Source organism: Endozoicomonas sp., assembly GCF_965196975.1.
In the GTDB taxonomy this organism is placed as follows: Bacteria; Pseudomonadota; Gammaproteobacteria; order Pseudomonadales; family Endozoicomonadaceae; genus Endozoicomonas.
This window is the reverse complement of the sequence record NZ_OZ239981.1, coordinates 941,351-966,203: the sequence shown is the minus strand read 5'-3', so window position 1 is coordinate 966,203 and position 24,853 is coordinate 941,351. Positions and strand designations below refer to the sequence as shown.

The following is a 24,853-nucleotide window of genomic DNA, read 5'->3' as shown; positions in this document are numbered from 1 at the left end:
TATTTTGGATCGTTTTGGAAAGAGCCAGATAAGCTAAGCCTTTATCAGTTACTCCGGTATACGCCCTCTCGCCAGATGAATACCGATTTTGCTCATAGCCCTGGACCAACGAGCAAACGGCGACTTGCGATTCAGACCCATTTCCTCCGCAATGGATCGCCAGGACATGCCCGACGCCCGCAACCAAAGCAACTCCCGTTCTTCTTCGCTGAGCCAACGCAGCCAGCGCATGCACTCCACCATCCGGTCCACGGCATCCGCAGAAGGCGGTGCTGGTTTTATCCTCGCATCTTCCGAGTGATACACCTCCCAGCGGTTGGGATTGAACTCCGGCCAATACGACGCGTGTCCGAGGTTCATTCCGGAGGGTACTCGGCGAGCCACCAGCCAGGCTTCCCGGTAACGTTTTGCCAAATCATTCACGTCCATGTTGTTCCCCTCCTGGTTGAACCGGCTGCCACCTCCCGAACCTTGTCAGTAAGATTGGATACTTTTTAGATCCAATCTTACTTACTATAAGTAAGGGATTTCTGGAAATTGGAAACGGGTTATTTTTCAATCAGTTAACCGTTTCCAGAGCGTTTCCAAAATTCCTCTCTGGAAATACGACAGATGACACATAAAAATCGTTTAAATATCTATTAATCAATCCATTACCGAATTTACTTACATTATCTTTACGTTTCCAATTTCCAGCTTTCCTCTGGAAACGGTCATTTTTGGAAACGTTCTGGAAACGGTTTAGCAACGGTACTTTCTGGGTTCGTTGCTGGTTAAAAAACAGTCTGGAAACGCTCTGGAAATGCTTTTTACGCTTCACTGGAGGTCTGCTCCCGGAGCAATAACCCCCTTTCCATTAGCAAAATCTCCCCATGGCGAGTCCAGCCATTTAAGCTCTTTTGAATCTTTCAAAGTACCTTTGACGATTCTGGGAGGCTTTTCATTCAGCAGTTCCTGCACCAGGTTTTCGAGCCGATGTCGGGGCATTGGATGGAAGATGTCCGGCAGACGATGACGCTGTTTGAAGACACCGTTGACGCCGGTATGCGTCATGGGATGTCCACGCTCAGCAGCCGTTCTCAAGGCTTCAGATAATTGCACCAACATATCGTAGTTGCTGGGTGTGCCACCCTTCAGCCTACGGGTCAAATCCTCCAACAACCCAACACTGTTACGCTTAAAGGTACGCAGGGTACGATCGGCCGGGCCATTGGATTTAACCACTGCCCCTTGATAAAAACTCCGGGCCTCCGGTATTAAATTCAGGGTGGTGCAGACCTGTTGCACATGGGTATCCTCAGCGGGCCACAAGGCATAGGCCATACGCACTCCGTCGACCAATGCACTGCTGCCTCTGATAGCGTCCCTTGCCTGCTCAGCACTGTCGATAGGTCTCATACTCGGGGCTTGCGCATATGGTGAACCACCATCACCGCTGCACCGGTTTCTGACGCCAGATTAGCCAGCAAACCAGTGAGATAACTCCCCACTGCCGGATCCGCATTGACATCCGCATGAACAAAGGAAGACAGAGGGTCAAACACCACCAGCTTCAAATCCTCAATCTGTTGCAGCTGCCTCACTATCTGAGTGAATTCACGGGTTGTTGCGGGTCCATCAGGAGTGTCCTTCACCATGGGAAACGGTCCGCCAGCATTCGGCAAAGGAATGACCAAAAGTTTATCCGGATTATTCAAGCGCAAGTTACCCGGATCCAGTTTCTCCAGACGACGATGCACTTCCGCCTGATCATCCTCTGCGGTAAAAACCACCACCGTACCGTGCTGTTGAATACGACCACCCAGAACCTCCGCAAGGAACCCTTCACCACAAGCCACTTCAAGTGCCAGCTTCAGGGTCAGCATGCCTTTTCCCGTATCCCCCATGGCCGCCAATATGGAAACCACCCCCATCGGAAAAGAACCTTCCACCAAAAAGTGCTGCTCGGGTGCTTTGCCCTGATAACGCAGAGCATTCCAATCCTTGAGACATAACCCGGCAGACTTGATGGTTTTTCGATCCGTTGTGATTTTCCACTCGTCAATACTGAAGCCTTCTTCAAGCGCATCAGCAGCATCCCACTTCTCTGGCTTAGCGGCTGGTGGCTTGAGGATAACAACGGACATGGCTCCAATGTCGTCAATAGCCCTGGCTGCACTGTGAGCATAAGCCAGTCCAGCCTCATCATGATCAGGCCAGATCATCACCCGCTTATCTTTGAGTGGAGACCAGTCGGTTTTCTCAACCGGTGCCTTCGCTCCATTCATGGCCGTGGTGGCACAATAGCCGTTATCAATCAGTGCCTGCGCTGCTTTTTCTCCTTCCACCAGCCAGACGTCTGTGGAATTTTTGATGCCCGGCTGGTTATACAATGGTCTTGGGTTGGGAGCTTTGGTTTTTCGCACTTTAACGTCCCACGGTCTGAACTCTTTACCGTCCGGAGTATCATAACGATAGACACAAGCGATCAAACTGCCTTCAGCATCGTAGTAGTCCCACTTGCCAGTGTGTTGTCCAAGATCCTCATAATCATCCTGATAGCTTGTTACGGCTGGTGGACTGACGACAGGCATCCCCAGCCAGTCGGCCATAAACCGGACAAGCTCCGGAAAATCCCGCTGGGCATCAAGCCCCTGAACGGCCGCAGTCAGACTGACAATGTCACCACCTTCACCATTTTCAAAATCATGCCATAGCCCAGGCTCACTACCATCCAGCGAGACTTCCAGACTTTTACCCTTATCCCCCTGAATGTTCCCCATGACATACTTGTTACCCCGTCGCTTACCGTTCGGAAACATCGCCGTCAGGTAATCCACCAGCCGGTCCTGAATACGTCGCTTAATATCCTCAGCCGGTAAAAGCTCCGGGGCTTGTTGCTCTGCAGCCGTATTAAAATTGAGCCATCCGTTCTTCATTGCTCAGCGTCCCTGTAAAAAGAAGCCCACCAGCGGGTGGGCGATACTCCTTTCAGTTAGTAATCAGTCCCACTGGCTGCCATAACCTTCAGCCGGATGAGGCGCTTGATCCGGCCCCCGATACAACTCAGACTGCAATTCATGATGAGACGGTCTCTGTCCGGATTGTGTTACAGGTGCCATGCAGTGCATTAACTGGGCATACTGTTTATGTTCCGGCGTAATGGCCTGCTTGATGACATTCTTCGGCTCGTCATACTGATCTTTTTCAAGACTCACCTTGGCCACAAACTCAATGCCATCAAGCTCCGACAGGGACATCAACTGACGGGCTTTGTACGCCGGTGGGCTGTTATCATCCGGTTTGATATTGCGGGCTGACTGCAAAATACTGCGAACAAACGAGCGGCCCATGTTTTCCCACTCCGGTCCTTTCGGGCTGTACATCCCGATCAATGACCAGACCTTACGTTTAGCATACTCGCCTGCCAGCACAGTGAACTCAGCGTTGAGGTAGATGGCCCCGGTATCACCACGAGTGGCGTAACCTCCCGTCCATCCCATGTCCGGGTTATCAAACCCACCCGGCTTGATGGTCATACGAACCTTAACCAGAGTGCCTGAAGGGATGATGTCATGCTGGTTCTGTTCAGCGGCATCGTTGAAATCGTTCCATGATTTTTTCTGTGACATGGTTATGCGTCCTTTTGGGTTTCAGCAGTTGGCGTTTTAAGAGTTGGATCGTCAAAGGTGACCGGCTGACGTTCAGCGGTTCGGATTTTATGAAACAGCCTGCCCAGGTGGGGAGGTTCGTACATCGCCAGACGACCACTGCGGTCCTTGGCTGGGTAGCCATAAGGATTAATTGTCTGGCAGACAAAGGTTCGTCGAAGGTTACCTTCCTCATCCGGCAAGCTGGCCAGAGTGATGACCTCATCAACAATCCCCGGCATCTCCAGCCCGGTTTTGGAGCCTTCAATCTGAGGCTGATAAATCTTCCGGTTAAAGTCGTCTACCCGCTCTTCCAGAATGGCAACGAATACAACATTTTTGCCTCTTGCATGTTGGAGATGCGTTAACGCGGCAATCATCTCCTGACCATGTAAACCATAGGCTCCCCGGGTATCCGGCTTGCCGGTTTTCTCAGAGAAGGCCTGGGGTTGGCTTTTGCACCACTGAAAGCAGAGCCGACCCAGTACAGTGATCGAATCAATGAAGTAGGTGTCATACTTCTCTAGCGATGAAGGGTCGCCGTACTTTTCACACACCGCCTGGTAGTGCCCTTTCGAGTAGACCTGATCATTCCTGAGCGCAGGATTGGGGCCACCGAGATAGACGGTAAAGTTTCGGAACTCCGTCCAGGTAGAAGGACGAATGGTATCGCCCTCCCAGTCCTGAACCGCCAAGTCACCCGCTTCTAAATCCACAAACAAAGTACTCGATGAACCCAACGTTTTGAGCAACGTGGTTTTACCCACGCCACTTTCGCCCAACAGTACGCATTTGATCCCCTTACGCTCCTGACTTCGCTGTTCAGCGGTAAGAATCGGTAAACTCATGGCTTCACCTCCCGGCGATTAGGAGCCAACCGGTACCTTGGCGTTCCATGGCGAATGGTCAGGGCTGGACGAAAGGCGTTCTGAATCACTTCTGGCCACTGATCAAAACGGGCATCCAGAACCGAGTACTCCACCTCCATAAACGACTGCGGATCCTCACCCTGCTCCCGAATGGTCTGAGCTATGGCATTGAGTTTGGTTTGATCCCAGGTGATGGCTTTGGGGATTTCGGAAGTGACTTTAACCTCCCCATCCTCGAACTGCACAAAGCCGAATTCCTGCTGCAACTCAGCGCGAAGGCTGGATGCCTTGTAGACGTATTTGCAGGCAATGGCTGACTCCAGCCACTCTCTCAGCACCCGCGACTGTTCCATTAAAGCTTCCACTTCATCCACCAGCTTCAGCAACTCGCCACCCGACTTGGCTGACAGATCGCTCATGGGCATGTTCGTGATGGCCTTCAGTTCAGGGCTCATGCTTCACCTCCCTGCCTTGGCAGTGGTTGTGAGGTACCGATGTGCGTATGTGACCGCTCGTAGGCTTCCACTTCACTGATTCGATAAACCACCCGGTTACCCAGTTTGATATAGCGGGGCCCCAGCCCCCTGGTACGCCATTTCTCCAAAGTGTAGTGACTGATCCGCCATCGGTCGGCCAGTTCTTTCTGGCTCAGATGTTGTATCTCCATTTCAGCTCCTTCCTATTTCTTCCAAAGGCAGGAGCTATATTCGGACAGAGCAAGTAGACAGGAAGTAGATGGGCAGTAGACAGAGAGTAGACAGCGTAAAATGTTCAAAAAAAGTGCAAAAAAAACCGGCCTGAGCCGGTGGAAATGATTTCATGTGTCTTACTGGTCAGGTAACAGTGTGACGTCTGGAACGAGGTGTTGCTTTTAATGACCAGACTTTGCTGTCGTACTTGATGTAATCCTCCCAGCGGTTGCTGTCATTAAAACAATTGCGTGGATGGGTATAGCTGATGCCTTCTTCTCTGATTTCTTCGGTGGACACGCCCCGGTTTCCCACTAACCAGGCATCATAAATCATACTGGCAACCTTACAGCGTTGACCGCCTCGAACCTCCCAGGGATCAAGTCCTTCGGATTCAAATTGACCATTGCTACCATGAGACTCCCATCGAACTTCCAATGTTCCACTACTCGGTTTATAACTCGCCTTCAACAATTCTTTCAGTTTCTTGGCATCCAAATTACAGGGCTCTTGCGATGACAATAGTGACATGATGGACATGACCGGATACCCATCTGGTAATGGCAAAAGGTGATTAAGCCTTTCAGAGATGGTGAGTACCACACCAGCGGTTTTGCCATGCCAGTTCTCCAAGAACTGATAGATCGTTTTAAAGCTATCCATGCTGGTCAGATACTTAGCCAGAAGGATTTGATAGGGCCGTCCATCAACTTGTAAATTCCCCAGCCACTCCAACGTACCCGGGATGAGGGATACTTGCTCTCCGGTTAAGTTGAGGTGTGACTTTAGCACCTTGATCAACCAGTCTTGATCGTAAATGTACTGCCGCTGTTGTTCTTCACTGACTTCCACAAACCCTTCGGATGCACAGTAGCAAGTGAATACTCCAGATTCACGCTCAACTACGTCCAACCACTGTGGACCATCGTCGGTATCTATGGGAATTTCATACGTCAAACCACCTGGGGTCAAAGCTCCCGAGGTAATAATATCTGCAGCTTCATTGGGCCAGTCGATGGTTAAACAGGCTCTCAGTACCCGGTTGTCATTGGATTCATACAGCCTGGCCAGGTAATAAAAGGAGCGCCTATTTTCAGGAAGTTTCAGCGGTTCAGTCATTGGTCAGGCCCCACTCCCTGAGCTTGTTCCAACTAAGATAACGCTCCTGCTCTGTAAGCTCCTGGAGATTGGAAGAGTACGGTGATTTCAAGTTGATAGTGATACACCTGCCGCGACGCTGTCCGTTTTTTGGTAGGAACTTCACAGCAATGGAAGCTTCAGTTATGGAGTATTGTTCTCCAACAAGAAAACAATCCACCCCATCTTCCCTCATAACTTGATAGGCATCTTTCTCGTGGGCCTTTCGGGGTGGAGACTGGACCACATAGGTCGCATTGGTGGTATTGGATTTAAACCGCAACAGAGCCACCGATACCTTCTCAATTCCTTCCTGACGATTGAAGGCTAATGGAGTTTCTGAAAACAAGGCGCTCAAATTTAACGATCTAGGTTGCAATTTCTCTGGCGCTTGTTCAACGCCAAGCCCCTTACTGGCAAACAAGGCAGCAAGAGCTTCCCGCTCCTGCTTTCTGCGGGTCACTACTTCCAACTCTCCCTTTTCCGGGTTCCAGAGAAAAGCATACTCTCGCGCAGGCTTCACCATAGTTTCCCGCAGAGCTCTCTTTTCTTTGGATACTTCTTTAAGCAGGCTGGGTACACCCTCTCGGTAAACCATGACCTGTTGCAGGGTTTCCGTGGTGCCGTCGATGCAAGGGCGCTCTCGTTCAAACAGTTCCACCAGCACGATGTCTTCACCACCAAAGTGCTGAACAAGGTATTCTCTCAACCCATCAAGGTCTGGTACCTGATCGACACTGGCCAGCAGTCTGAAGTGATCCCACTTGGCGCTTAGTCGTGCTTCATCAGCAAAACGTTCACTCTCTGCCTGCTCAAACGTTGCCTGTTCGTGCAGAAGTACCCATGCGGCCTGATTATAGGGATTATTATGCGCCCGATAGGTGGCTTGGTTTCTGACCAACCGAGACAGTAACTCCTGGCCAACCTCATCAGACATTCGATCAATGCGTTTCAGCTGCTCGTGATAAGGCTGCTGCTCTCGTTTATCCATACCATCGAGAACGATCCGTGTGCTAATGGTTGGTTCCCGGGCAATGATCTGAGTAGCTTCAGTGATTCCGGTCCGTTTGAGTAACTCACGACAATAATCGTCCTTAACGTATTTCAAAACTCGTTTTACGTGGGGCATCCAATCCTCCAATACGTAACGTGTTATATCCCTACATCCTAACCTCTTACTGATACTGTTTTTTTATACAGCATAATCTTGTACCCGATTGTCAGGACTGTCAATCCTTTGGAAATAGCCAGACAGAGCGGGTTACTCCGGTATGGCTTTAAGGGTTATCAAACGCAACACTTTAGAGAACACTCCGACGAATAATCATCAGGCAAACAGCCATGGACGAACCATTATCACTCAAGGATTGGGGCCTCAGCCCACGGGATGAAATTGCAGCACTGATCGCTTCAGCCATCCTCCGTAAACGGCAGAGAACACAAAATAAAGACCCTGACCGACTGGATAACTCCGCTACCTCATGCATGACTGTGAACACCCCTGAGAAGAAGACTGAGGTAGCTTATGAATGACGATAAAACCCTTGCCGCCAGAGTGGTGGCACTGCAATCCATGAAGACGGAGGAGCTCCGTAAATTGTGGAAAGAGCTCTACGGCAAAGAGGCTCCTGAATTGGATTTAAGGATTCTGCGACAACGATTGTCCAATCGGATTCAGGAGCTGGCATTGGGAGGCCTGAGTGAGAAGAGCTCTGACCGGCTGAAACTGGCCAGCAAGAAAAGTGAGCACAAACCCAAGTCGGCAAATAGCCGCTTAGTGAAGCCTCCATTGGGGACCGTTATCACCAAGGAGTACAACGGGGAAACCCACGAAGTCATCGTGACACCGCAGGGTTTTGAGTACCGGGGGGAGATCTATAAAAGCCTGACCCGCATTGCCAATATGATCACCGGCACTAGCTGGTCGGGACCGATGTTCTTTGGGCTGAAATCCAAGTCAAAAGGAGGTGTACATGGCCAAGCGTAAGGAAACGTTGGTGAAGAAGCGATGTGCAATCTATACCCGAAAATCGACGGAGGAAGGACTGGAGCAGGAGTTTAATTCGCTCCATGCCCAACGGGATGCATCGGAAGCGTACATTCACTCCCAGAAGCATGAAGGCTGGGTACTGATACCTGATGACTACGATGATGGTGGTTTCTCTGGTGGGAATGTGGAACGCCCTGCCCTGCAGCGATTATTGAGGGATGTTCAGTCTGGCCTGATTGACATTGTGGTGGTTTACAAGGTGGATCGCCTCAGCCGCTCTCTGGCTGACTTCGCTCAGCTGGTGGACCTGTTCGACAAGCATAATGTGTCGTTTGTTTCAGTTACCCAGCAATTCAACACCACCAGCAGTATGGGAAGACTTACTCTTAATATCCTGCTCTCTTTTGCCCAGTTCGAACGGGAGGTCACCAGCGAGAGAATAAGAGACAAATTTCTTCTCTCGAAAAAGAAAGGCATGTGGATGGGTGGTAATCCACCACTGGGCTATGACGTCGTTGAGCGCAAACTTACTGTAAACCCGGTGGAAGCAGGCCTGGTTAACCTGATTTTCAAAACCTTTGTGAAAACCCGCTCCATTATCCAGACCTGTGAAGCCATCAACAAGAAAGGCTATCGAACCAAGGCAATCCCATTACACGACGGGACGGTGAGAGGCGACAGCCTGTTTGCCAAGAATACCGTGCACCGCATTCTGCGCAACCGGATCTACATCGGGGAGATTGGCAACAAGGGAGAATGGTACCCCGGTGAGCATGAACCGATTATCCCCATGGACTTATGGGCAAAGGCTCATGGTACTTTTGATGTTCATGCCCAGCTGCGCTCCAAGTCTTCCAGGCACCGGAACAATCCTTCATTTCTCAAGAGCATGTTGGTAGGACCGGATGGTTTAGCCATGACCACCAGCAGTACCCGCAAAAACGGCCAGCTGTTCCGTTATTACGTGACCGGCACCAGTCAGAAACAGGGAGCCAGAAACAGTCCACTACCGCCCTTGTCGGCCCGCACGTTGGAACTTATGGTGCTGGAGGAAATACGGAAACGCCTGGCCAGCCCTGAGTTGCTGTTCAAGGTGTGGCAACAGGCCAGTGAACAGGATGGCAATCTCGATGAACACACCATTCGGGCCGCACTGGGTGATCTGGCTTCGGTATGGGATGAGCTGTTCGCTCCGGAAAAACGACGCCTGACAGAACTGTTAATCAAACGCATTGAACTGGCTGCAGAGCAAGTCACCGTTTACTTCCGGCCTGACGGCATGAATGCCGTCGCCATTGAACTACAACCATAAACTGCAAGGAGAGCCCCATGGCTATTGTCAAAAAAGTCGGAGAAGAGACCGTTGAATTTCTGGAAGAGGAAAACCTGATTAAGGTAACCATCCCCATCAAGATTATACGCCGGGGTGGTAAGAGTACGATCAAGACACCGGATGGTATGGTTGGCCATGATGAGATGGAGGCTCTGCAGCGAGCTTTAATCCAAGGACACCGCTGGATCAAGTGGCTGGAAGATGGGAAGTATAAAACCCTTGAGGCCGTAGCCAGGAAAGAAAAGACGGACAAAAGTCGGGTAGCCAAGTTGATCCGCCTGACCTGTCTGGCACCGGATATTCAGGAAGCGATTCTCTGCAATACTGGAACATGGGTGCTTACGCTGAAGGATTGTATGAAGCCTTTCCCCATGCTCTGGACAGAACAGCGAGACCATTTCAGAAAACTGGCAGTGGTAGCACCAGAGAGGTCATCAAATGACGAATGAATTAGCAGCTGAAACGTGTGTAAAGCAAAAAAAACAGAACTGCGTTTCAGTCTAACTTTTGTGACATCAATACTTTTGAGGGTCGGGTTTGCCTGTATACTCTTTTTAACCCAGACTTCCTCTTTTGTATGCCAACAGGGTGCATCATGGCTAAGAGCGAAAAAGTCCCAAGCGATATGAGAGAGAAGTTTGATGAAATCACACAGATAACAGATGATTTTTCTGAAAAGTTTCTCAACGATGAATATGCGGAGGTCATAAGGAAAGCAACCGCTGCATTATGTCTCAAAAAGAACTCACCGCTTAAAAAAGGCAAGCCCCTAGCTTGGGCATGTGGCATTACACATGCTATTGGTTTTGTAAACTTCCTCGCTGATAAAAGCGAGGATCCATATATAAGCGCTGCGGACTTATACAAAAACTTTGGCGTTGGTCAAAGTACTGGCCAAGGGAAATCCAAAATAGTTCGTGACCTCTTGGATATGTTTCAAATGGCACCAGAGTGGACCATTCCAAGTAAAGTAGCAACGAACCCGATGACCTGGATGCTTGAGGTTAATGGCATGATCGTAGATGCAAGACGCGCTCCGAGAGATTTGCAAGTTGTGGCTTATGAAAAAGGCCTTATTCCTTTTATCCCAGCAGACAAGGAAACCGCTTAAATAAACCTCCCTGTGGATACAACATGATACTGAGTATCATCTATCGATAAATCAATCATCGTCGTATCCATTATAAAAATGGTTATTAGACAGTTTCTCAGTGTCAAAGTAGATTCAGCACATTCCCTTCTTTATGGATGGAGTACCCCATGAAGTCCTTTACCATTCTGATAGCAATACTCACTCTCACTGCCTGTGCTACAGGCTCTACCCCCGACGCAAAGAAAGCCAATGCCCGTAAAGCCACCTCGGAGGCATTGACAGAAATATATACCGACCATCCTGCTGCCAGATCTGCCGTAGCCAGAGGAAAAGGCTATCTGGTATGTACCGGTAGTGACAGCTATCTGTTTGCTGCTTCTACCGGCGGTGGAATCTGTACCTTTCATACAGGTAGCAAGGTCGATTATTACCGTTTCGCGTCCCTTGGAGCAGGCGTAGGAATTGGCTTTAAAAAGGTTGCCTTTCTCTATGTCTTCCAGACCAATGCTGCTATGAAGCGCTTCGTAGATGATGGCTGGGATGCTGGTGCCAGGGCAGAGGCCAGTGCCCGCCACAAAGATGAAGGTGGGCAGGCAGCAGCCAATGCCTCATATGATGTGGATGGGGTGCGTATTTATCAATCAGCTATATGGGGAGCTGCTGCCCAGGCAACTGTCCAGGGCTATAAGTTCTGGCGCACTGATTTTACTGATGATGTTATTGAGCATAACGAGTAACCCTCACGCCATTCGACAAGGAATGTCCCCCTAGGAGTCTGTCGGACTTTGCATAAATTTTGAGTACAATCCCAACATAACTTTTTCTGGCAGATACCCCATCAATGAAAAATTGGATTTTCAGGCCTATTGACCGAAATACTCCTGACTTATTCCCTGCCAGTGTTCAGGACTATCTGCCAGAAGTGCATCTTGCCCGCTTTGTTGTTGAGATTGTCGAACAGCTGGATCTCTCAGCTTTTACTCAGGCTTATAAAGGCGTAGGTTCGAAAGCCTGGCACCCATCCCTTATGCTGTCCTTGTTGTTTTATGGGTATGTGACAGGCGTCTTTTCCAGCCGCAAGCTTGAGAAGGCAACTTATGACTCCATCGCCTTTCGGTACATCTGCGCTAACGAACATCCGGATCATGATTGCATCAATACCTTTCGTAAACGGTTCCGTAAAGAAATCAGTTCTCTGTTTGTTCAGATATTACTGATTGCCCGCGAAGCCAACTGGTTGAAGATGGGTTCTATCAGTCTTGATGGCACCAAAATGAAAGCCAATGCCAGCAAACATAAGGCACTCAGTTATAAGCACGCATGCAAGCTTGAAGAACAACTAAAGGCAGAAGTAGAAGCGCTTCAAAAAATGGCGGATAAGGTCAATACCGAACAGCTGCCTGATGAATTATCCATTCCTGAAGAACTGAAACGCAGGGAAGATCGACTCAAGGTTATTGCCGATGCCAAGGCTGAAATTGAACGACGAGCCGAAGAGCGCTATCAGCAGGAACTTGCAGAACATAAGGAAAAAGTCGACCGTCGTGATGCCATCAGGGAAACGGGTAAAAAGCCACGAGGGAGAGAGCCCAAAGCCCCAACGCCCGGTCCCGGAGACAAAGACCAGGTTAACCTGACTGATTCGGAGTCGCGGATCATGCCGACCAGCAACGGTTATGTGCAGGCGTATAACGTACAGGCAGCAGTGGATACAGAGAGTGGTCTTATTGTTGAAAATCATGTTACTCAGGCGACGAATGACAAACAACAGATAGCGCCTGCTCTTGAAGTACTGGCTGCTCGATCAGAATGGATCGGCAAACCGGAAGCGTTACTTGCTGACACCGGATATTTCAGCAATTCGTCAGTAACTGCAGTGCATGACTTCGGTGCCATTCCCTACATTGCTGAAAAGCGGGATGCCCATAACAAGCCCTTACTGGAGCGTTTCAAGGCTGATGAACCGATGCCGGAAGGCGATGATGTGACGGCTCTGGATTTAATGCGCTGGCGTTTGCAGACGCGGGAAGGAAGGGCGATATATGCCTTGAGGAAAAGTACAATTGAGCCCACCTTTGGGATACAGAAAGAGGTGATGGGCTACCGTCAATTTCTAGTTCGCGGTCTTGAAGCAGTGTCTGCAGAATGGACACTTCTGTGTATGGCCTTTAACCTGAAGAAAATGTTTAGCCTAATGCTGAAAGACGCTCAGAAAATCTCTATTTCTATGGTTTTTTTAGCCATTAACAGGGTGTTTTTGATTCACATCTGGAATTGGGTCAAGAGGGCAAAAATCAAAAAAAGTTTCTGTTGAAGCCAGATTCGGAAAATTTCAGAATTTAAGCCCTGTTTCTCTTAGTTAGCCCCCAAAGTCCGACAGACTCCTAGAGAATAATTCGAATCCAGTCCCGAGCCCCTACCGCCGGAATGGCTGCGAACTCAAAAAATTGCAACACCCCAAACCACAGCGAAAACACAATATAATCAAACAGTTAAACGCTGTGGTTCTCGCAAGGGTAAAAACCACAGCTTTTCAGAGAGGAGAGAGAAAAGTCAGAAAAACGGGGAAAATTAGCTTTAAAAACGGAAGGCCACAAACCACAGCATCATACGTTTAACCCTTTGTTTACAGGGCCTATAAACGACAAAACCCTTACGACAGCTATCGTAAGGGTTAAGGTGTATGGCGGACCGGACGGGACTCGAACCCGCGACCTCCGGCGTGACAGGCCGGCATTCTAACCAACTGAACTACCGGTCCGCTGTTTTTCACCAACCTCAGAGGCTAATGACAACTTGGTGGGTGATGACGGGATCGAACCGCCGACCCTCTGCTTGTAAGGCAGATGCTCTCCCAGCTGAGCTAATCACCCTGAGTTCGTGGCCGGTATAATAACGAATAGAGAAATACTGTCAATCCTTTTCTATCACATTTGCGAAGAAAAATACTCAAACCAAAAACATCAAAGCATGGCTGACTATGCGAAGTATTTAGCCCCCCAGGTGAATATAACTCTTAACCCTCCCTTCATCTTTCAACTGATCAATGCGAATCTGCTGGACTGAGACACCATGCTTATTTTGAAGAAGAAAAAGCCACTTCAGCAACTTCTGGTATGCCGCATCTTCAATCCAGACCGATAGCCCTTTTCGATCAGGCTGAACCCTACCCAGCGTAATATCTGCCTGCTGTGCAACACTGGCAGCAATAGATGAGAGTTCCCGACGATCTGAAGTCACCTTTTGAGACTTCTGAAGAGTACGGGCCTTTGATAAATTGCTATGAAGCCAGGTATTTATTTCCTCCTGATAGAGAAATTCCTCTCTCTGAGCATCTGACCATTGGGTTACCGGCTCCCAGATAGAAAAATAAGTCAGTCCTACCAAGAGTGCGACCGAGAGAAGCTGGAGTGCTTTACGGTCCCTCGGTGGACGCATTTCATACCATGATTGACATTGCTGCCAAAGAGGATTGTTCATCAGAAGATTCTTCAATTTTTGCATGCTTCCCCCAATCATCTCCTGATAGTGATTCTTGCTATCACACCCGACTTACCTTGGTTGGCATTATCCAATTTACCTTGAAAACCAGATGCATTAAGCTGCTCCAGGAATTGGTTAACCGTTTCCAGTTCACCTGCCTCAAACTCGTAAACCAGTTGGCCGGTGCTGTCGTTAAAGTCCAAGCTTTTAGGTTCAAGCTTCGCTTTCTCCCCCATTAAGCCTGACACACTTGAAAGCGCCTGGAGCATAGGCAGAAATGGAGTTTCTGAAGATTGAGTTTCCAAACTCCGAAAGCGGTTCTCCATAACCTGCTTAACATTAAAAGACAACTGCTGCCTGGACTGGGCCTGTCTGGCCTGCCGGTCACTGGGAAAAACAGACAGATAACTTTTTATGGAATCCTCCCAGAGGGACTCTGACTGCTGCTGATATATGACCCCCTCAGTGATTGACATCCCCAGCTCCAGAATAAACCAGCACCCAGCAGCAGCCGCCAAAGGCCACCACCGACGAATGAAGCGCCCCATCCGCCTAGGGCACTGATAAGCGCCTTGCCGGAAATCAAGTAATTGGTTACTTAACCTGAAAGAAAAATAGTGCTCTGCGAAAAATTCGAACACTGCTCCCTTCAGGGGAGCCTTATCAACCAACCAGCCGCGCTCCGATAGCAAGCCTGAAACCTCATCAATACTGGAAGTCGCTACAGCAAAGGCATTGTCAGAATACATTAACCGGACCTTTGCCGGATGGTCGTCTTTAGTTTCTGAAACCATTTCTTCCAAAGTATCTGGCAAATCATGCTTGCTCTGATCTGACTGATCAGTAAATACGATCGGGAGAGCTTCATAATTCAAGGTAATCCCTTCACGCCCCGGTGACGCCATCATTACAGCATCATTATCCATTAACAACGAAGGGAACTCCGCAGCGGTTGTCAGGAACTGCATTTCAGCCATTATCCGCGAGAGGGTTAGTTGATGCTCCTCAAATAGCGATAAAATTGTCTGTAAGGTTGAGTGCGGAATAGCGGCAACCGAAACCAGCGAATCTTTATCAGGATAGCCATTCACTATATGCATGGTTTCGATATCTTGAGCAAGATGCTCTTCAACCAGATAAGGTAATGCTGTTCCCAAGTGCTTTTTCTGGCCAGAATTAATGGTCAGGCGTTTATAAAAGCATAACGCTCCGCCAAGAAGGAGAACAATGTCATCCGGCATTCGCTCTTCTTCCAAACCATCAGGCTCATCTGCCAACCAGGCCTCTCTCAGCTGCTCTACCGCCGTCAGGTGGAGCTCTCCAATTAATGAGCCCGCTGAACTGTACTTAGCCCATTGAACAATCGTATCTGGCGCAACAGAACTTACCAGAGGAGGAATTCGAATCAATAACACTTTTTTCATTATTAAACCTCAGGACTCCCTGTTGAATACGCTTCAATAGCAGGCGTCCAATATTGACTCGGCCCAATTTCTCTCCCAACAACCTGCACATGACCCTCACTGCTCCGATATAAGAGTGTTCTCAAATAAAAACTGGTATCCCGATATGTTGCCTTGATCTGCACACTGAAATACTGGCTACCAAACGCTACAAGTTCATTTTGAAACACCCCCGCCTTTCCAGATACCGCAACGAGCTGGTTCAATTCTTCAATAGTTGATAACCCGGTATCACCTCGACCATTAATAATCATCAATGCATCCCCTTCGGTTATATTATTGTTCAACGTACTAATAACCTCTGGCAGGGCTGTATTCATGTTCATTTTTGATGACCTAGGAAGAACCGTAATATATGGCAACAGTTTTTCAATTTCATCGTGATTAAATCCATCAATCAGCATCAATTCTGAAACGGATGCCATTTCAGTTTGTCCCGTTCTTCTTGGTGGGCTCAATGACAGGTATACCTGATCCTCTTCTCCTTGAGAGGCACTACCTTGCACTTTACTCACCCAGCGCTTTAATTTATAGGCCAATTGAGGATCCAGTGATTGGGCCGACAAAAAATTCTTGAACATTTGAACACTGGAAGAGTCACTATTTCCAGATGATTGCTTGCCAGGCTGCGTATTTTCATTAACAAGCCAGTTTAAATTAAAACGCCCCTGCTCATCCTCAACACGTATTTCTATATCCCCTTGTTCAACATCATAATCAGTGGTTTTAACGTGCCATATCTCATTTTCATGATCCACCATCCGGTTATTCTTTTGATCCTGCTCAAAATCTTTTTCCAGAAGCAGTGTGATGTATTGCTCTGCCCCCAGGGCATAATGTTTTGCCTGAACCCTTTCCAGATACCTCGAATTCTTCTCCGTATGCAACCAAAGGTTCATCACTATTTGAGAAGCTACCGTCGTAATCAATAAAAAAATCACCAACACATAAATTAAAGCAACACCGGACTGATGGCACTGATTACCGAGTATTTTACTCGCAGGTAGCCTAAGCATAGAGCGGGCAAGTGATCGATTTGAAGGTCTAGTAGCCATTGCTATCCTCTACAGATCGATGTCCAGTACTACCCATGTGATTATTATCATGCGCTGACTTTTCACTATTCTTATCGGGCTGGCCTGGCTTGTATGTGATCAATGGTACTATTGTTATCATCGGCCCCATTTTTTCATGAACGATCGTCATTTCTACAGCACCCGGCAGTAACGACAGATTATCTTCTGGTGTATTTGGTTGAAATTTCTGCAGGGGAGGCCACATGCTCACCCATCTTTTATTTTCATCGAGAAATCTGAACTTTAAACTTTTCACATTGGACATAACTGTTTGCCGAATACGGGTAACACCAGGAGCTCTATCCAGTATTAGCCAGTAATAACGCACTAGTTCATCTCCCTCCACTGAGTAAGATACTCGTTGAAGGGTACTCCGCGGAGTTTGCAGAGGGTTATGCCAACCTGAGCGGGTAAACTCAATTGAGCTTCCTCCACTACCAGGTAATTTGAGTGCTGCAACAGGCCGACCTGACTCATCCCTTATTGGCCTTCGAACCATTTGAAAAATATCCTTTTCTAAAATAACCTCAGCCCTCTGCAATTTATCAAGCTCATCCAGAACTGATTGAGTCACTTCCTGCGCACGTGTGACCGACATGAATAGTTTATAGGCTGCAGCGCTGATCATGCTAAAAAGAACAATAGCAACCATTAACTCAAGTAGTGTGAAGCCCTTAAGACAAGAAATGCTCTTAGCTCGCATTACTGTTTAGGCCTCCTCAACCATGTAGTCAACCTGGCGAGGGGGGCAGCTCCCTTCTCCGGTTCGGATTCCCCAATAAATACCTCAACCTGCACCCTACGAAAGTCAGGAGTAACCGACAGGAAAGTTTCACGAACGAACCACTGGTAGCCAGCATAACTCTCAATTCGAGGACGAACCGCTGCTCCACTCCAGCCCCCTTCAGCATGGAGAACATTGAGGTAATGATCAGCTACCTGAGAAGCCAGTATCTTTTCCTGTTGATACCGGGTTTGCCGGATACTGTTACCATCAGAGAGGATTAGCATGGAGGCAGCCAGTGCAAATACGGCCAACGCAACCATAACTTCTAACAAAGTAAAGCCTTTCTGCAGAGCTGAATCTCCATAGATTGAAAGAAACGTATTTTTCATTAGCTCCCGACGCATCATTCCCGGACTCTTTCAATATCTGACAGCCCGTCCGTTATCAGATAGAGTGATTGTTTTCTATTTTCTACTGGGATAATGTGAAGTCTGAACGGTGTTACCTGATAGTCCGAATGAAAAACCACTGATGGAGACTCTTCATCAAACTCAAAAGGCCTTGAAGTTTCCAGAGAGTTCAAACTCAAACTGAGTGATTCAGGCATCAAATAAGGCTGATAAGGAGATTCATCCAGAATTACCCATTCCCGACTATTGGCGGGTAAAACCCACCAGCGATAATAGCCTTCATGATCAATTGAAAACCCATAGTAAACATTTTCTATTGCCGCTTTGTCACGAACCTGATTAAAAAGCACTTGAAGCCGGGACGCCTCCCCCTGTACCACCTTATGAAGGCTCCCAGTAATTGGGCTAAGCAGGGTAATACCTAACAAAACGCCAATGATGACCACCACCACCAGCATTTCGATCAGGGTAAATCCTCGCTGTTGGAGTGATACCATTATAATTCCCTGCTTAACTTTCTATAAAGAGCCACCCAAGGCTATTTATCCCAGTTGCCAATATCGGCATCCAACCCTTCTCCTCCCTCGCGGCCGTCTGCTCCAAGCGAGTAAAGGTCGTATTTACCATGGTTGCCGGGCTGCAAGTACATGTAAGGGTTTCCCCATGGATCCACTGGAATTTTCTTCAAATACCCTTCTGGATTCCAATTTCTGGGTTCAGGTGGAGAAGATGGCTTCTGAGTCAGTGCTTCAAGCCCTTGGTCAAGGCTCGGGTAAAAGCCATTATCAAGCCTGAATAACTCAAGCGCCTGCGAAATGGTTTCAATATCCGAACGAGCCACCGTAACCTTTGCCTGATCAGGTCTAGATAGTATCTTCGGTACAACCATGGCGGCCAGTATCCCTAAAATAACGACCACAACCATAATCTCAATCAATGTGAAGCCTGCCTGCTTCCTACAGGGGCAATTGTCTTTTTTCAAAAGCCGTTTTTTTATCATGCTGTAAGCCTCAGTTTTTAATCTAAAGTGCAAAATTTGATACTATTTAAATCATTCAGTTTTATTCAGCAGGGTCTGCATCCCACTGATAAACAGTAACAAATCAAGCCAATAACTGGTTCATATTGAGAATTGGCAGCAATATTGCCAGAACAATCATCATCACAACCCCACCCATCAATACCAGCATCAATGGCTCAAAGAGCCCAAGCATTACCGTTATACGCCCTTCTAACTCCATCTGCTGATTCTGTGCGGTTCTTTCCAACATCTGATCTAATTCGCCAGTAGCTTCACCACTGGCGATCATATGAAGCATCAATGGTGGAAAATAGCCGGTTTCTGTTAGCGCCTTGTTTAAGCTGGTTCCTTCACTCACTCTTCTGGCCACATCCTGAACAGCCATCTTGATAGCATCGTTATTAACTACCTGCGCAGCAATCATAAGTGCTTCAACTAGAGAAACCCCACTACGTGTAAGGATACTCAGTGTACTGGCAAAACGGGCTGCATTAGCTGTACGAACAAATCTTCCAACAAAAGGGAGTTTAAGCATTGTTTTATGCCAGGAAAGACGTACAGATTCTTTTTGTAGAAGCTGCCTCACAATGAAGATGGAGATAGCAATTCCACCAAATATAAAAGGCCACCATTCTTGAAACCCATCACTGGCCGTTATCAGCAATGCGGTTATTAATGGCAACTCCTGACCAGAGTCTAGAAACACCTTCACCACATCTGGAACCACAAAACCGAGGAGAAAACTGACAATTCCCAATGACGCCACCATTAATATGATGGGGTAAACAAGAGCCTGCTGTATTTTCTGCCCTGAGCGCATTCTTGCTTCAGTGTAGTCAGCCAGACGGTTTAGAACACGATCAAGATAGCCCGCATGCTCCCCTGCAGCGACAGTTGCGCGATACATTTGTGGAAACACTTCCGGAAAAGCTTCCAGGCTTTTAGCAAGAGTGTAACCTTCGAGAACTCTAGAGCGCACAGCCAGCAGTATGTTTTTTATCCTCCGCTTTTCCTGCTGAGCAGCCACCCCATTGAGAGCTTCTTCTATTGGCATAGCCGCTTGAATTAATGTGGCTAGCTGTCGGGTTACCGTAGCCAGCTCAATAGCTGAAATACCTCTACGAAGAAAAGAACTCCCGCTTACAAGTCCCTGCTGTTTCCGATCAGCAAGGGTATTAACGGATAAGGGTGTCCACTGTTTATCCCGCAACATCTGACGAACCTGACGCCCACTATCAGCTTCCAGTGTCCCTTTGTGTTGCCTACCCTGATGATCAAGGGCTATATATTCAAATGCTGCCATAGCTGCTGGTTATAGGCCTCCGGCGCCATTCAGTCTTTCTGGGTAACCCTAAGTACTTCTTCAAGAGTGGTTACCCCCTCTAGTACTTTTCGATTTCCATCTGTGCGAATACCGGGACTGTATTCTCGAACGTAATCCGTAATATCCTGCTCTCCTTTGAGAGCATGGATCATACGCCTGACCTCCTCATCAACAACAATAACCTCATAAATGCCAGTACGCCCACGATAACCACTGAAATTACAGGCCTTACACCCCTCCGCATGATAAAGCGTTACGCCTTCTGGCGAGCTTATACCTAACTCCTGACACTCTGCATCATCAGGTGCATAAGGTGTTTTACATTGGGTACACAGTACTCGAACCAGACGCTGTGCTATCACTCCAAGCAAACTGGAAGACATCAGAAAAGGCTCAATGCCCATATCCTGTAGACGGGTTAGAGCTCCAACTGCTGTGTTAGTGTGAAGTGTTGAAAGCACCAGGTGTCCGGTCAAGCTCGCCTGCACAGCTATTTCAGCTGTCTCACGATCACGGATCTCACCAACCATAACCACATCAGGATCCTGACGAAGGATTGCCCGCAGCCCTCGGGCAAACGTCATGTCCACTTTGGTGTTTACCTGGGTCTGCCCAATTCCTTCCAAGTGGTATTCGATCGGATCCTCTACCGTAAGAATATTGCGTGTCTTATCATTTAACAGGGTCAGGCTGGCATAAAGGGAAGTTGTTTTACCGGAACCCGTTGGTCCAGTTACCAGAATAATGCCATATGGCTTCTTAAGCAGGCCTTCGATAAGTGATCGATTCTGATCAGTCATCCCCAGATGTTTAAGCTCAAGGCGGCCTGCTGCCTTATCCAGAATCCTCAAAACAACCCGTTCACCATTACTGGAAGGTAATGTAGAAACCCGGACATCAACCTCTTTGCCGGCAACTCGCAGAGAAATACGCCCATCTTGGGGGATTCGTTTCTCTGCAATATCCAGTCGAGCCATGACTTTAATACGAGATACTAATAAAGAAGCAATAGTCCTCTGCAACGACAGTATTTCTCTTAAAACACCGTCTATTCTTATCCGGACGACCAGCGTTGATTCAAATGTTTCAATATGAACGTCTGAAGCACCCTCTTTAATTGCCTCTGTCAACAAGGCATTAATAAGGCGGATTACTGGGGCATCATCACTTTGTTCTAACAAATCCTCTGTAACCGGAACTGCATCTGCCAGGCTGGTCAGATCAAGATGGTCACTGATTCCGGCTGCATCCTGCAACGCCTCAGAACTATCATTGTGATAACATTGGGCAAGAACTTCTGACAGTTTTTCGACACTGACTTTGCAATAAGCAGGAAACTCACCTGAAAAACGGTTTATTTCAGCCAATAAGTCTGCGGATGGCGTATGATGAAAATAAAGAGTAGCAGCACCATTATTATCAATAAGAACGACACCATGCCTTTTGGCAAAGGAAAATGGCAGTCTTGGTAATGAGCTGGCATCATCCATTGCACTATTGTCAGCGGTTATCAATGTAGCCAATACTAACTCCTTAAATAGAAAGAGAATTACTTGTCATTTCTAGTTATTTATTCCCTGACATACCAACAAATACTAAAATCATTTTATTGGCTGCTCATCTGATAGACCAGAGACAGTCTGGAGCATTATTCCTATTTTACAAACAGAAAAAACCACTATTTTTAAAATTAATTTCATAAAATATGTAAAGTTTTTTATAAAAAAACTATTTTCTTTAAAAAACAAGACTCTTATGCTTTTATTTAGACTAAAGAATAGCCTATTTATCAAGATTGTTAATCACAGACAGAGATCACTATGACATCAGTGGTTGCTACCACATTTATGCAATGGGGGCATAAAAACAATCGATCGCTCATCGTTCTGATTGTTTTACTTACCATGCTGCTAAGTATTGGATTCCAGGCATTCAACTTCTATCAAGTAATTAACAGAAGCGATGGATCATCGTCTAATGATTTTGATGAAACTATGGTTTCAAAAAAAGCATCAACGATCCACCAAGACAGTTTCAAACTTCTTTTTGGTTTTAATGACCGGAAGGAAATAACTCAAAACAATAAAGATATTCCTATTACTAAAATGAATCTAATACTACGGGGTGCTCTTTCCGGAATTGAAAGTAAAGAGTACGCAAGTGCAATAATTCAAACATCCAATCAGGACAAGCTCTATGAAGTTGGTGACACACTTCCTGGAGGCGCTATCCTGAATCAGGTTTTTTCAGATCACATCGTTATCAAACGTGGTAGCCAGCTTGAAAAACTATACTTCCCGGAAACGGCCAAAGATTCCAGAGCTTTTCAGGGATTCAAGCCCATCGCCGAAGAACAGCCTGAGCCAATGGAACAGCGTCCCGGGAATCATGACTACCCGGATGATATGTCCCTTGAGCAACGAATGCAGGAATTAAGGGAAAAATTGCAGGAAGCCAGTCAGGAACTGTAATTACAAAAAAGACAAACCGCTGAATTAATGGTCACAAAATGAACTCCACAGCACAAACTCCTTCTTGGAGATTAATGAGAATAGTCCCTCTTCTGCTATTACTGCTAACCGGGCAGTCGTTCGCCAATGGCGCCAGAACAGGCATACAACCTGCTAACCCTCAGCCCGTTCAGTTGCCCAGCGACAAGCTCTGGACCCTGAACCAACAAAATGCAGATATTCGAGAGTTCATATTTCAGGTTGCCAAAATTACTGGGGAAACATTTGTAATTGACCCCCGTATCAAAGGCGGTAACACAGTCACCGTTATTTCAAGCAAACCCCTGACTCGTGACGAAGTTTACGACGTATTCTTAGAAGTTCTGTCCGCTAATGGCTATACGGTGATCCCCAAGGCCGATGGACGCATTATCAATGTTGTCCCGACCACCACTGCCAAAACCAGCAGCCCAGGAAAAACCCTAAAGCCGATCGACGGTGTTATGACAACAAAGGTCATTGAACTGCACAGTGTTTCCGCAGTTGAAGTTATTCCCATCATTCGACCATTAATTGCTCAATATGGCCATGCAGCGGCCTCAGCATCCAGTAACGCAGTGATTGTCAGTGATCTCGCAGATAACGTTGAGCGTATTACCAAGCTGGTAAAAGAGCTGGATGATACCGGAAATAATGATTATGAAGTCATTCAGTTGAAACACGCCTGGGTCGGTGACGTATCAAAAATTATTTCCGACACATTGGTTACGGGTAAAGGACAACTCCCCAGCGGGTTGCAGGTGATCGCTGATGAGAGAAGCAATCGGTTGGTCGTTAAGGGAAATGCGAGCAAGCGTGCTCGAGTCAGAAAGCTGGCGGATACTTTAGACAAGGAAGGCATCAGAAAATCGACAACCAAAGTCATGTTCCTGAGCTTTGCTGATGCCAAAAATATCGCTGAAATTCTCTCGGAAGCATCTGGAATCATTCAGGACAGCCAAGGAAAGAAAGCATCCTCAACATCACCTGCTGCCTCAGGGTCAACTCCTTCCGCACCGTCATCGAACCAATCATCTCAGAACAAGTCATCCTCATCCACCACAAAATCCGGTGCAAAAAGCAGGTCAGCAACAACTTCTGCTTTCGTTAAGGCTGATGAAACCCAAAATGCCCTGGTTATGATTGCCGATCCCGAAACCCTTCAGGAGATGGAGAAAATCGTCAGGCAGCTTGATGTGCCAAGAGCACAGGTTCTATTGGAAGCCGTTATTGTTGAAGTATCTGGTGGTATTAATGATGCGCTGGGTATTCAGTGGGGAATTGATGGAACCAAAACCATTCGTAGTACAGCGGCCAGCTCTGATAGTGGTAGCAGCGTAAAGAGCAGTATAACTGGTCATATTCTTGATAATGCTGGCATAGCCCTGGGTTCACTAGCCCTTCGTGCGGATAATTTCGGTGTTTTAGTAAGCGCTTTGAGTTCTAAATCTAATAACAATATTTTGTCCACACCCAGTATGTTGACCCTGGACAATGAGGAAGCGGAGCTAATTATTGGCAAAAACATTCCTATAAAAACAGGTTCCTACCAGACTTCATCCAGTGGCAACAGTAACAACCCCTTCACTACCACCGAGCGTAAAGATGTTGGGTTAAAACTCAAAATCACACCTCATATCAATGAAGGAAACAGTTTGAGGCTAACACTGGAGCAGGAAGTTTCATCATTGGATGTTGGTACTACCAAGCAGCTACTTGGCTCGGATAGCGATGACCTGCTTTTTAATACTCGCAGCCTTAAAACTGCAGTTCTGGTTGATGATGGGCAAACGGTAGTGATTGGTGGATTAATTGAGGACATAAAGTCTAAAAGCAGAAAAAAAGTGCCTCTACTGGGCGATATTCCTCTGCTGGGTAACCTTTTCCGCTACAAGCAAGATGGAGACGAGAAGAAAAATCTTATGCTGTTTATAAGACCAACCATTATGCGCAACTCGGAAACACTGGTAAAAGCAACCCAGGACCGCTTCACAAAACTTAAGCTTATTGGCAATGGCAGCCGAGGAAAATCGATCCATATTCCAGATAAACCTGAGGAACTCTTCGAGACCGAGACTTATGATTTAAGAAATAAGTGAGTTTTAAAGCCCCTATGTGAG

General features: G+C 47.3%; 26 protein-coding genes, 2 tRNA genes and 1 pseudogene. 9 read left to right on the top strand and 20 right to left on the bottom strand.

Translation table 11 applies throughout. The annotated features are described in order from the left end of the window. Positions 1–48: 48 nt before the first annotated feature. The 9 genes from ACOCLE_RS04310 to ACOCLE_RS04270 form a co-directional block, all read right to left on the bottom strand. Positions 49–429, bottom strand: a complete 381-nt coding sequence (locus ACOCLE_RS04310; protein WP_419535656.1) for a DUF6362 family protein — start codon at positions 427–429, stop codon at positions 49–51. Between the two features lie 387 nt (positions 430–816). Further along, positions 817–1,323: a hypothetical protein gene (locus tag ACOCLE_RS04305; RefSeq protein WP_419535655.1), complete on the bottom strand. Its 507-nt coding sequence runs from the start codon at positions 1,321–1,323 to the stop codon at positions 817–819. A 71-nt stretch (positions 1,324–1,394) separates the two neighbouring features. Next, the gene (locus ACOCLE_RS04300) at positions 1,395–2,918 is read right to left on the bottom strand and encodes an AAA family ATPase (RefSeq protein WP_419535654.1); all 1,524 of its coding nucleotides are present in this window, start codon (positions 2,916–2,918) and stop codon (positions 1,395–1,397) included. 63 nt (positions 2,919–2,981) lie between these two features. Further along, a complete protein-coding gene (locus ACOCLE_RS04295; RefSeq protein WP_419535653.1) occupies positions 2,982–3,611 on the bottom strand; it encodes a hypothetical protein in 630 nt (209 codons plus the stop codon). A 2-nt stretch (positions 3,612–3,613) separates the two neighbouring features. Next, positions 3,614–4,477: an ATP-binding protein gene (locus tag ACOCLE_RS04290; protein WP_419535652.1), complete on the bottom strand. Its 864-nt coding sequence runs from the start codon at positions 4,475–4,477 to the stop codon at positions 3,614–3,616. Beyond that, complete coding sequence (locus ACOCLE_RS04285) at positions 4,474–4,953, bottom strand: hypothetical protein (protein ID WP_419535651.1); 480 nt, start codon at positions 4,951–4,953, stop codon at positions 4,474–4,476. Before ACOCLE_RS04285 ends, ACOCLE_RS04290 begins: the two co-directional genes overlap by 4 nt. After that, a complete protein-coding gene (locus tag ACOCLE_RS04280) occupies positions 4,950–5,165 on the bottom strand; it encodes a helix-turn-helix transcriptional regulator (RefSeq protein ID WP_419535650.1) in 216 nt (71 codons plus the stop codon). The genes ACOCLE_RS04285 and ACOCLE_RS04280 overlap by 4 nt, the downstream gene beginning before the upstream one ends. 166 nt (positions 5,166–5,331) lie before the next feature. Beyond that, positions 5,332–6,306, bottom strand: a complete 975-nt coding sequence (locus tag ACOCLE_RS04275; RefSeq protein ID WP_419535649.1) for a hypothetical protein — start codon at positions 6,304–6,306, stop codon at positions 5,332–5,334. Next, the gene (locus ACOCLE_RS04270; RefSeq protein WP_419535648.1) at positions 6,299–7,453 is read right to left on the bottom strand and encodes a hypothetical protein; all 1,155 of its coding nucleotides are present in this window, start codon (positions 7,451–7,453) and stop codon (positions 6,299–6,301) included. Before ACOCLE_RS04270 ends, ACOCLE_RS04275 begins: the two co-directional genes overlap by 8 nt. A 212-nt stretch (positions 7,454–7,665) precedes the next feature. Between ACOCLE_RS04270 and ACOCLE_RS04265 the strand changes: the two genes are divergently transcribed. From ACOCLE_RS04265 to ACOCLE_RS04235, 7 genes and pseudogenes are all read left to right on the top strand, one after another. Next, entirely contained in the window at positions 7,666–7,857 is a 192-nt protein-coding gene (locus ACOCLE_RS04265; RefSeq protein WP_419535647.1) for a hypothetical protein, read from the top strand. After that, positions 7,850–8,311 (top strand): DUF2924 domain-containing protein, encoded by a 462-nt coding sequence (locus tag ACOCLE_RS04260; protein ID WP_419535646.1) that lies wholly within the window; start codon positions 7,850–7,852, stop codon positions 8,309–8,311. Before ACOCLE_RS04265 ends, ACOCLE_RS04260 begins: the two co-directional genes overlap by 8 nt. Further along, positions 8,298–9,626 carry a recombinase family protein gene (locus ACOCLE_RS04255; RefSeq protein ID WP_419535645.1) on the top strand — a complete coding sequence of 443 codons (1,329 nt, stop codon included), beginning with the start codon at positions 8,298–8,300 and terminating at the stop codon, positions 9,624–9,626. The genes ACOCLE_RS04260 and ACOCLE_RS04255 overlap by 14 nt, the downstream gene beginning before the upstream one ends. Before the next feature lie 17 nt (positions 9,627–9,643). Continuing rightward, entirely contained in the window at positions 9,644–10,096 is a 453-nt protein-coding gene (locus tag ACOCLE_RS04250; protein ID WP_419535644.1) for a hypothetical protein, read from the top strand. 146 nt (positions 10,097–10,242) lie between these two features. Then, a complete protein-coding gene (locus tag ACOCLE_RS04245; protein ID WP_419535643.1) occupies positions 10,243–10,758 on the top strand; it encodes a DUF6398 domain-containing protein in 516 nt (171 codons plus the stop codon). 149 nt (positions 10,759–10,907) lie between these two features. Then, positions 10,908–11,477 carry a hypothetical protein gene (locus ACOCLE_RS04240; protein WP_066017869.1) on the top strand — a complete coding sequence of 190 codons (570 nt, stop codon included), beginning with the start codon at positions 10,908–10,910 and terminating at the stop codon, positions 11,475–11,477. A 104-nt stretch (positions 11,478–11,581) separates the two neighbouring features. Continuing rightward, positions 11,582–12,925: pseudogene (locus ACOCLE_RS04235) on the top strand (IS1182 family transposase); the annotation flags it as partial. A 499-nt stretch (positions 12,926–13,424) separates the two neighbouring features. On the opposite strand, the gene ACOCLE_RS04230 reads toward ACOCLE_RS04235, so the two are convergent. The 11 genes from ACOCLE_RS04230 to gspE all read right to left on the bottom strand — a co-directional run bounded on the left by ACOCLE_RS04230 (position 13,425) and on the right by gspE (position 21,734). Continuing rightward, positions 13,425–13,501, bottom strand: a tRNA-Asp gene (locus tag ACOCLE_RS04230). A gap of 36 nt (positions 13,502–13,537) precedes the next feature. Beyond that, a tRNA-Val gene (locus tag ACOCLE_RS04225) sits at positions 13,538–13,613 on the bottom strand. 118 nt (positions 13,614–13,731) lie between these two features. Further along, entirely contained in the window at positions 13,732–14,178 is a 447-nt protein-coding gene (gene gspM / locus ACOCLE_RS04220; protein ID WP_419535642.1) for a type II secretion system protein GspM, read from the bottom strand. Between the two features lie 77 nt (positions 14,179–14,255). Then, entirely contained in the window at positions 14,256–15,647 is a 1,392-nt protein-coding gene (gene gspL / locus ACOCLE_RS04215) for a type II secretion system protein GspL (RefSeq protein ID WP_419535641.1), read from the bottom strand. A 2-nt stretch (positions 15,648–15,649) separates the two neighbouring features. Continuing rightward, on the bottom strand, positions 15,650–16,741 hold the full coding sequence (gene gspK / locus ACOCLE_RS04210) for a type II secretion system minor pseudopilin GspK (RefSeq protein ID WP_419535640.1): 1,092 nt from the start codon (positions 16,739–16,741) through the stop codon (positions 15,650–15,652). Continuing rightward, on the bottom strand, positions 16,731–17,465 hold the full coding sequence (gene gspJ / locus ACOCLE_RS04205; RefSeq protein ID WP_419535639.1) for a type II secretion system minor pseudopilin GspJ: 735 nt from the start codon (positions 17,463–17,465) through the stop codon (positions 16,731–16,733). Before gspJ ends, gspK begins: the two co-directional genes overlap by 11 nt. Beyond that, positions 17,465–17,896 (bottom strand): type II secretion system minor pseudopilin GspI, encoded by a 432-nt coding sequence (gene gspI, locus ACOCLE_RS04200; protein ID WP_419535638.1) that lies wholly within the window; start codon positions 17,894–17,896, stop codon positions 17,465–17,467. The genes gspJ and gspI overlap by 1 nt, the downstream gene beginning before the upstream one ends. Next, positions 17,893–18,396 (bottom strand): prepilin-type N-terminal cleavage/methylation domain-containing protein, encoded by a 504-nt coding sequence (locus ACOCLE_RS04195; protein WP_419535637.1) that lies wholly within the window; start codon positions 18,394–18,396, stop codon positions 17,893–17,895. The genes gspI and ACOCLE_RS04195 overlap by 4 nt, the downstream gene beginning before the upstream one ends. Before the next feature lie 41 nt (positions 18,397–18,437). Next, the gene (gene gspG, locus ACOCLE_RS04190) at positions 18,438–18,899 is read right to left on the bottom strand and encodes a type II secretion system major pseudopilin GspG (protein WP_419537149.1); all 462 of its coding nucleotides are present in this window, start codon (positions 18,897–18,899) and stop codon (positions 18,438–18,440) included. Positions 18,900–19,002: 103 nt separating this feature from the next. Then, positions 19,003–20,223 carry a type II secretion system inner membrane protein GspF gene (gspF, locus tag ACOCLE_RS04185; protein WP_419535636.1) on the bottom strand — a complete coding sequence of 407 codons (1,221 nt, stop codon included), beginning with the start codon at positions 20,221–20,223 and terminating at the stop codon, positions 19,003–19,005. A gap of 29 nt (positions 20,224–20,252) precedes the next feature. Beyond that, positions 20,253–21,734 (bottom strand): type II secretion system ATPase GspE, encoded by a 1,482-nt coding sequence (gene gspE, locus ACOCLE_RS04180; protein WP_419537148.1) that lies wholly within the window; start codon positions 21,732–21,734, stop codon positions 20,253–20,255. A gap of 330 nt (positions 21,735–22,064) precedes the next feature. Between gspE and ACOCLE_RS04175 the strand changes: the two genes are divergently transcribed. Further along, positions 22,065–22,715 carry a type II secretion system protein N gene (locus tag ACOCLE_RS04175; RefSeq protein WP_419535635.1) on the top strand — a complete coding sequence of 217 codons (651 nt, stop codon included), beginning with the start codon at positions 22,065–22,067 and terminating at the stop codon, positions 22,713–22,715. A gap of 173 nt (positions 22,716–22,888) precedes the next feature. Then, a complete protein-coding gene (gspD, locus tag ACOCLE_RS04170) occupies positions 22,889–24,832 on the top strand; it encodes a type II secretion system secretin GspD (RefSeq protein WP_419535634.1) in 1,944 nt (647 codons plus the stop codon). The last annotated feature ends 21 nt before the right edge of the window (positions 24,833–24,853 follow it).

Bases quoted from the DNA above. Each gene is read 5' to 3' on its own strand.
- ACOCLE_RS04310 (WP_419535656.1), bottom strand. From the start codon at position 429: ATGGACGTGAATGATTTGGCAAAACGTTACCGGGAAGCCTGGCTGGTG.
- ACOCLE_RS04305 (WP_419535655.1), bottom strand. From the start codon at position 1,323: ATGGCCTATGCCTTGTGGCCCGCTGAGGATACCCATGTGCAACAGGTC.
- ACOCLE_RS04300 (WP_419535654.1), bottom strand. From the start codon at position 2,918: ATGAAGAACGGATGGCTCAATTTTAATACGGCTGCAGAGCAACAAGCC.
- ACOCLE_RS04295 (WP_419535653.1), bottom strand. From the start codon at position 3,611: ATGTCACAGAAAAAATCATGGAACGATTTCAACGATGCCGCTGAACAG.
- ACOCLE_RS04290 (WP_419535652.1), bottom strand. From the start codon at position 4,477: ATGAGTTTACCGATTCTTACCGCTGAACAGCGAAGTCAGGAGCGTAAG.
- ACOCLE_RS04285 (WP_419535651.1), bottom strand. From the start codon at position 4,953: ATGAGCCCTGAACTGAAGGCCATCACGAACATGCCCATGAGCGATCTG.
- ACOCLE_RS04280 (WP_419535650.1), bottom strand. From the start codon at position 5,165: ATGGAGATACAACATCTGAGCCAGAAAGAACTGGCCGACCGATGGCGG.
- ACOCLE_RS04275 (WP_419535649.1), bottom strand. From the start codon at position 6,306: ATGACTGAACCGCTGAAACTTCCTGAAAATAGGCGCTCCTTTTATTAC.
- ACOCLE_RS04270 (WP_419535648.1), bottom strand. From the start codon at position 7,453: ATGCCCCACGTAAAACGAGTTTTGAAATACGTTAAGGACGATTATTGT.
- ACOCLE_RS04265 (WP_419535647.1), top strand. From the start codon at position 7,666: ATGGACGAACCATTATCACTCAAGGATTGGGGCCTCAGCCCACGGGAT.
- ACOCLE_RS04260 (WP_419535646.1), top strand. From the start codon at position 7,850: ATGAATGACGATAAAACCCTTGCCGCCAGAGTGGTGGCACTGCAATCC.
- ACOCLE_RS04255 (WP_419535645.1), top strand. From the start codon at position 8,298: ATGGCCAAGCGTAAGGAAACGTTGGTGAAGAAGCGATGTGCAATCTAT.
- ACOCLE_RS04250 (WP_419535644.1), top strand. From the start codon at position 9,644: ATGGCTATTGTCAAAAAAGTCGGAGAAGAGACCGTTGAATTTCTGGAA.
- ACOCLE_RS04245 (WP_419535643.1), top strand. From the start codon at position 10,243: ATGGCTAAGAGCGAAAAAGTCCCAAGCGATATGAGAGAGAAGTTTGAT.
- ACOCLE_RS04240 (WP_066017869.1), top strand. From the start codon at position 10,908: ATGAAGTCCTTTACCATTCTGATAGCAATACTCACTCTCACTGCCTGT.
- gspM (WP_419535642.1), bottom strand. From the start codon at position 14,178: ATGCGTCCACCGAGGGACCGTAAAGCACTCCAGCTTCTCTCGGTCGCA.
- gspL (WP_419535641.1), bottom strand. From the start codon at position 15,647: ATGAAAAAAGTGTTATTGATTCGAATTCCTCCTCTGGTAAGTTCTGTT.
- gspK (WP_419535640.1), bottom strand. From the start codon at position 16,741: ATGGCTACTAGACCTTCAAATCGATCACTTGCCCGCTCTATGCTTAGG.
- gspJ (WP_419535639.1), bottom strand. From the start codon at position 17,465: ATGCGAGCTAAGAGCATTTCTTGTCTTAAGGGCTTCACACTACTTGAG.
- gspI (WP_419535638.1), bottom strand. From the start codon at position 17,896: ATGATGCGTCGGGAGCTAATGAAAAATACGTTTCTTTCAATCTATGGA.
- ACOCLE_RS04195 (WP_419535637.1), bottom strand. From the start codon at position 18,396: ATGGTATCACTCCAACAGCGAGGATTTACCCTGATCGAAATGCTGGTG.
- gspG (WP_419537149.1), bottom strand. From the start codon at position 18,899: ATGATAAAAAAACGGCTTTTGAAAAAAGACAATTGCCCCTGTAGGAAG.
- gspF (WP_419535636.1), bottom strand. From the start codon at position 20,223: ATGGCAGCATTTGAATATATAGCCCTTGATCATCAGGGTAGGCAACAC.
- gspE (WP_419537148.1), bottom strand. From the start codon at position 21,734: ATGGATGATGCCAGCTCATTACCAAGACTGCCATTTTCCTTTGCCAAA.
- ACOCLE_RS04175 (WP_419535635.1), top strand. From the start codon at position 22,065: ATGACATCAGTGGTTGCTACCACATTTATGCAATGGGGGCATAAAAAC.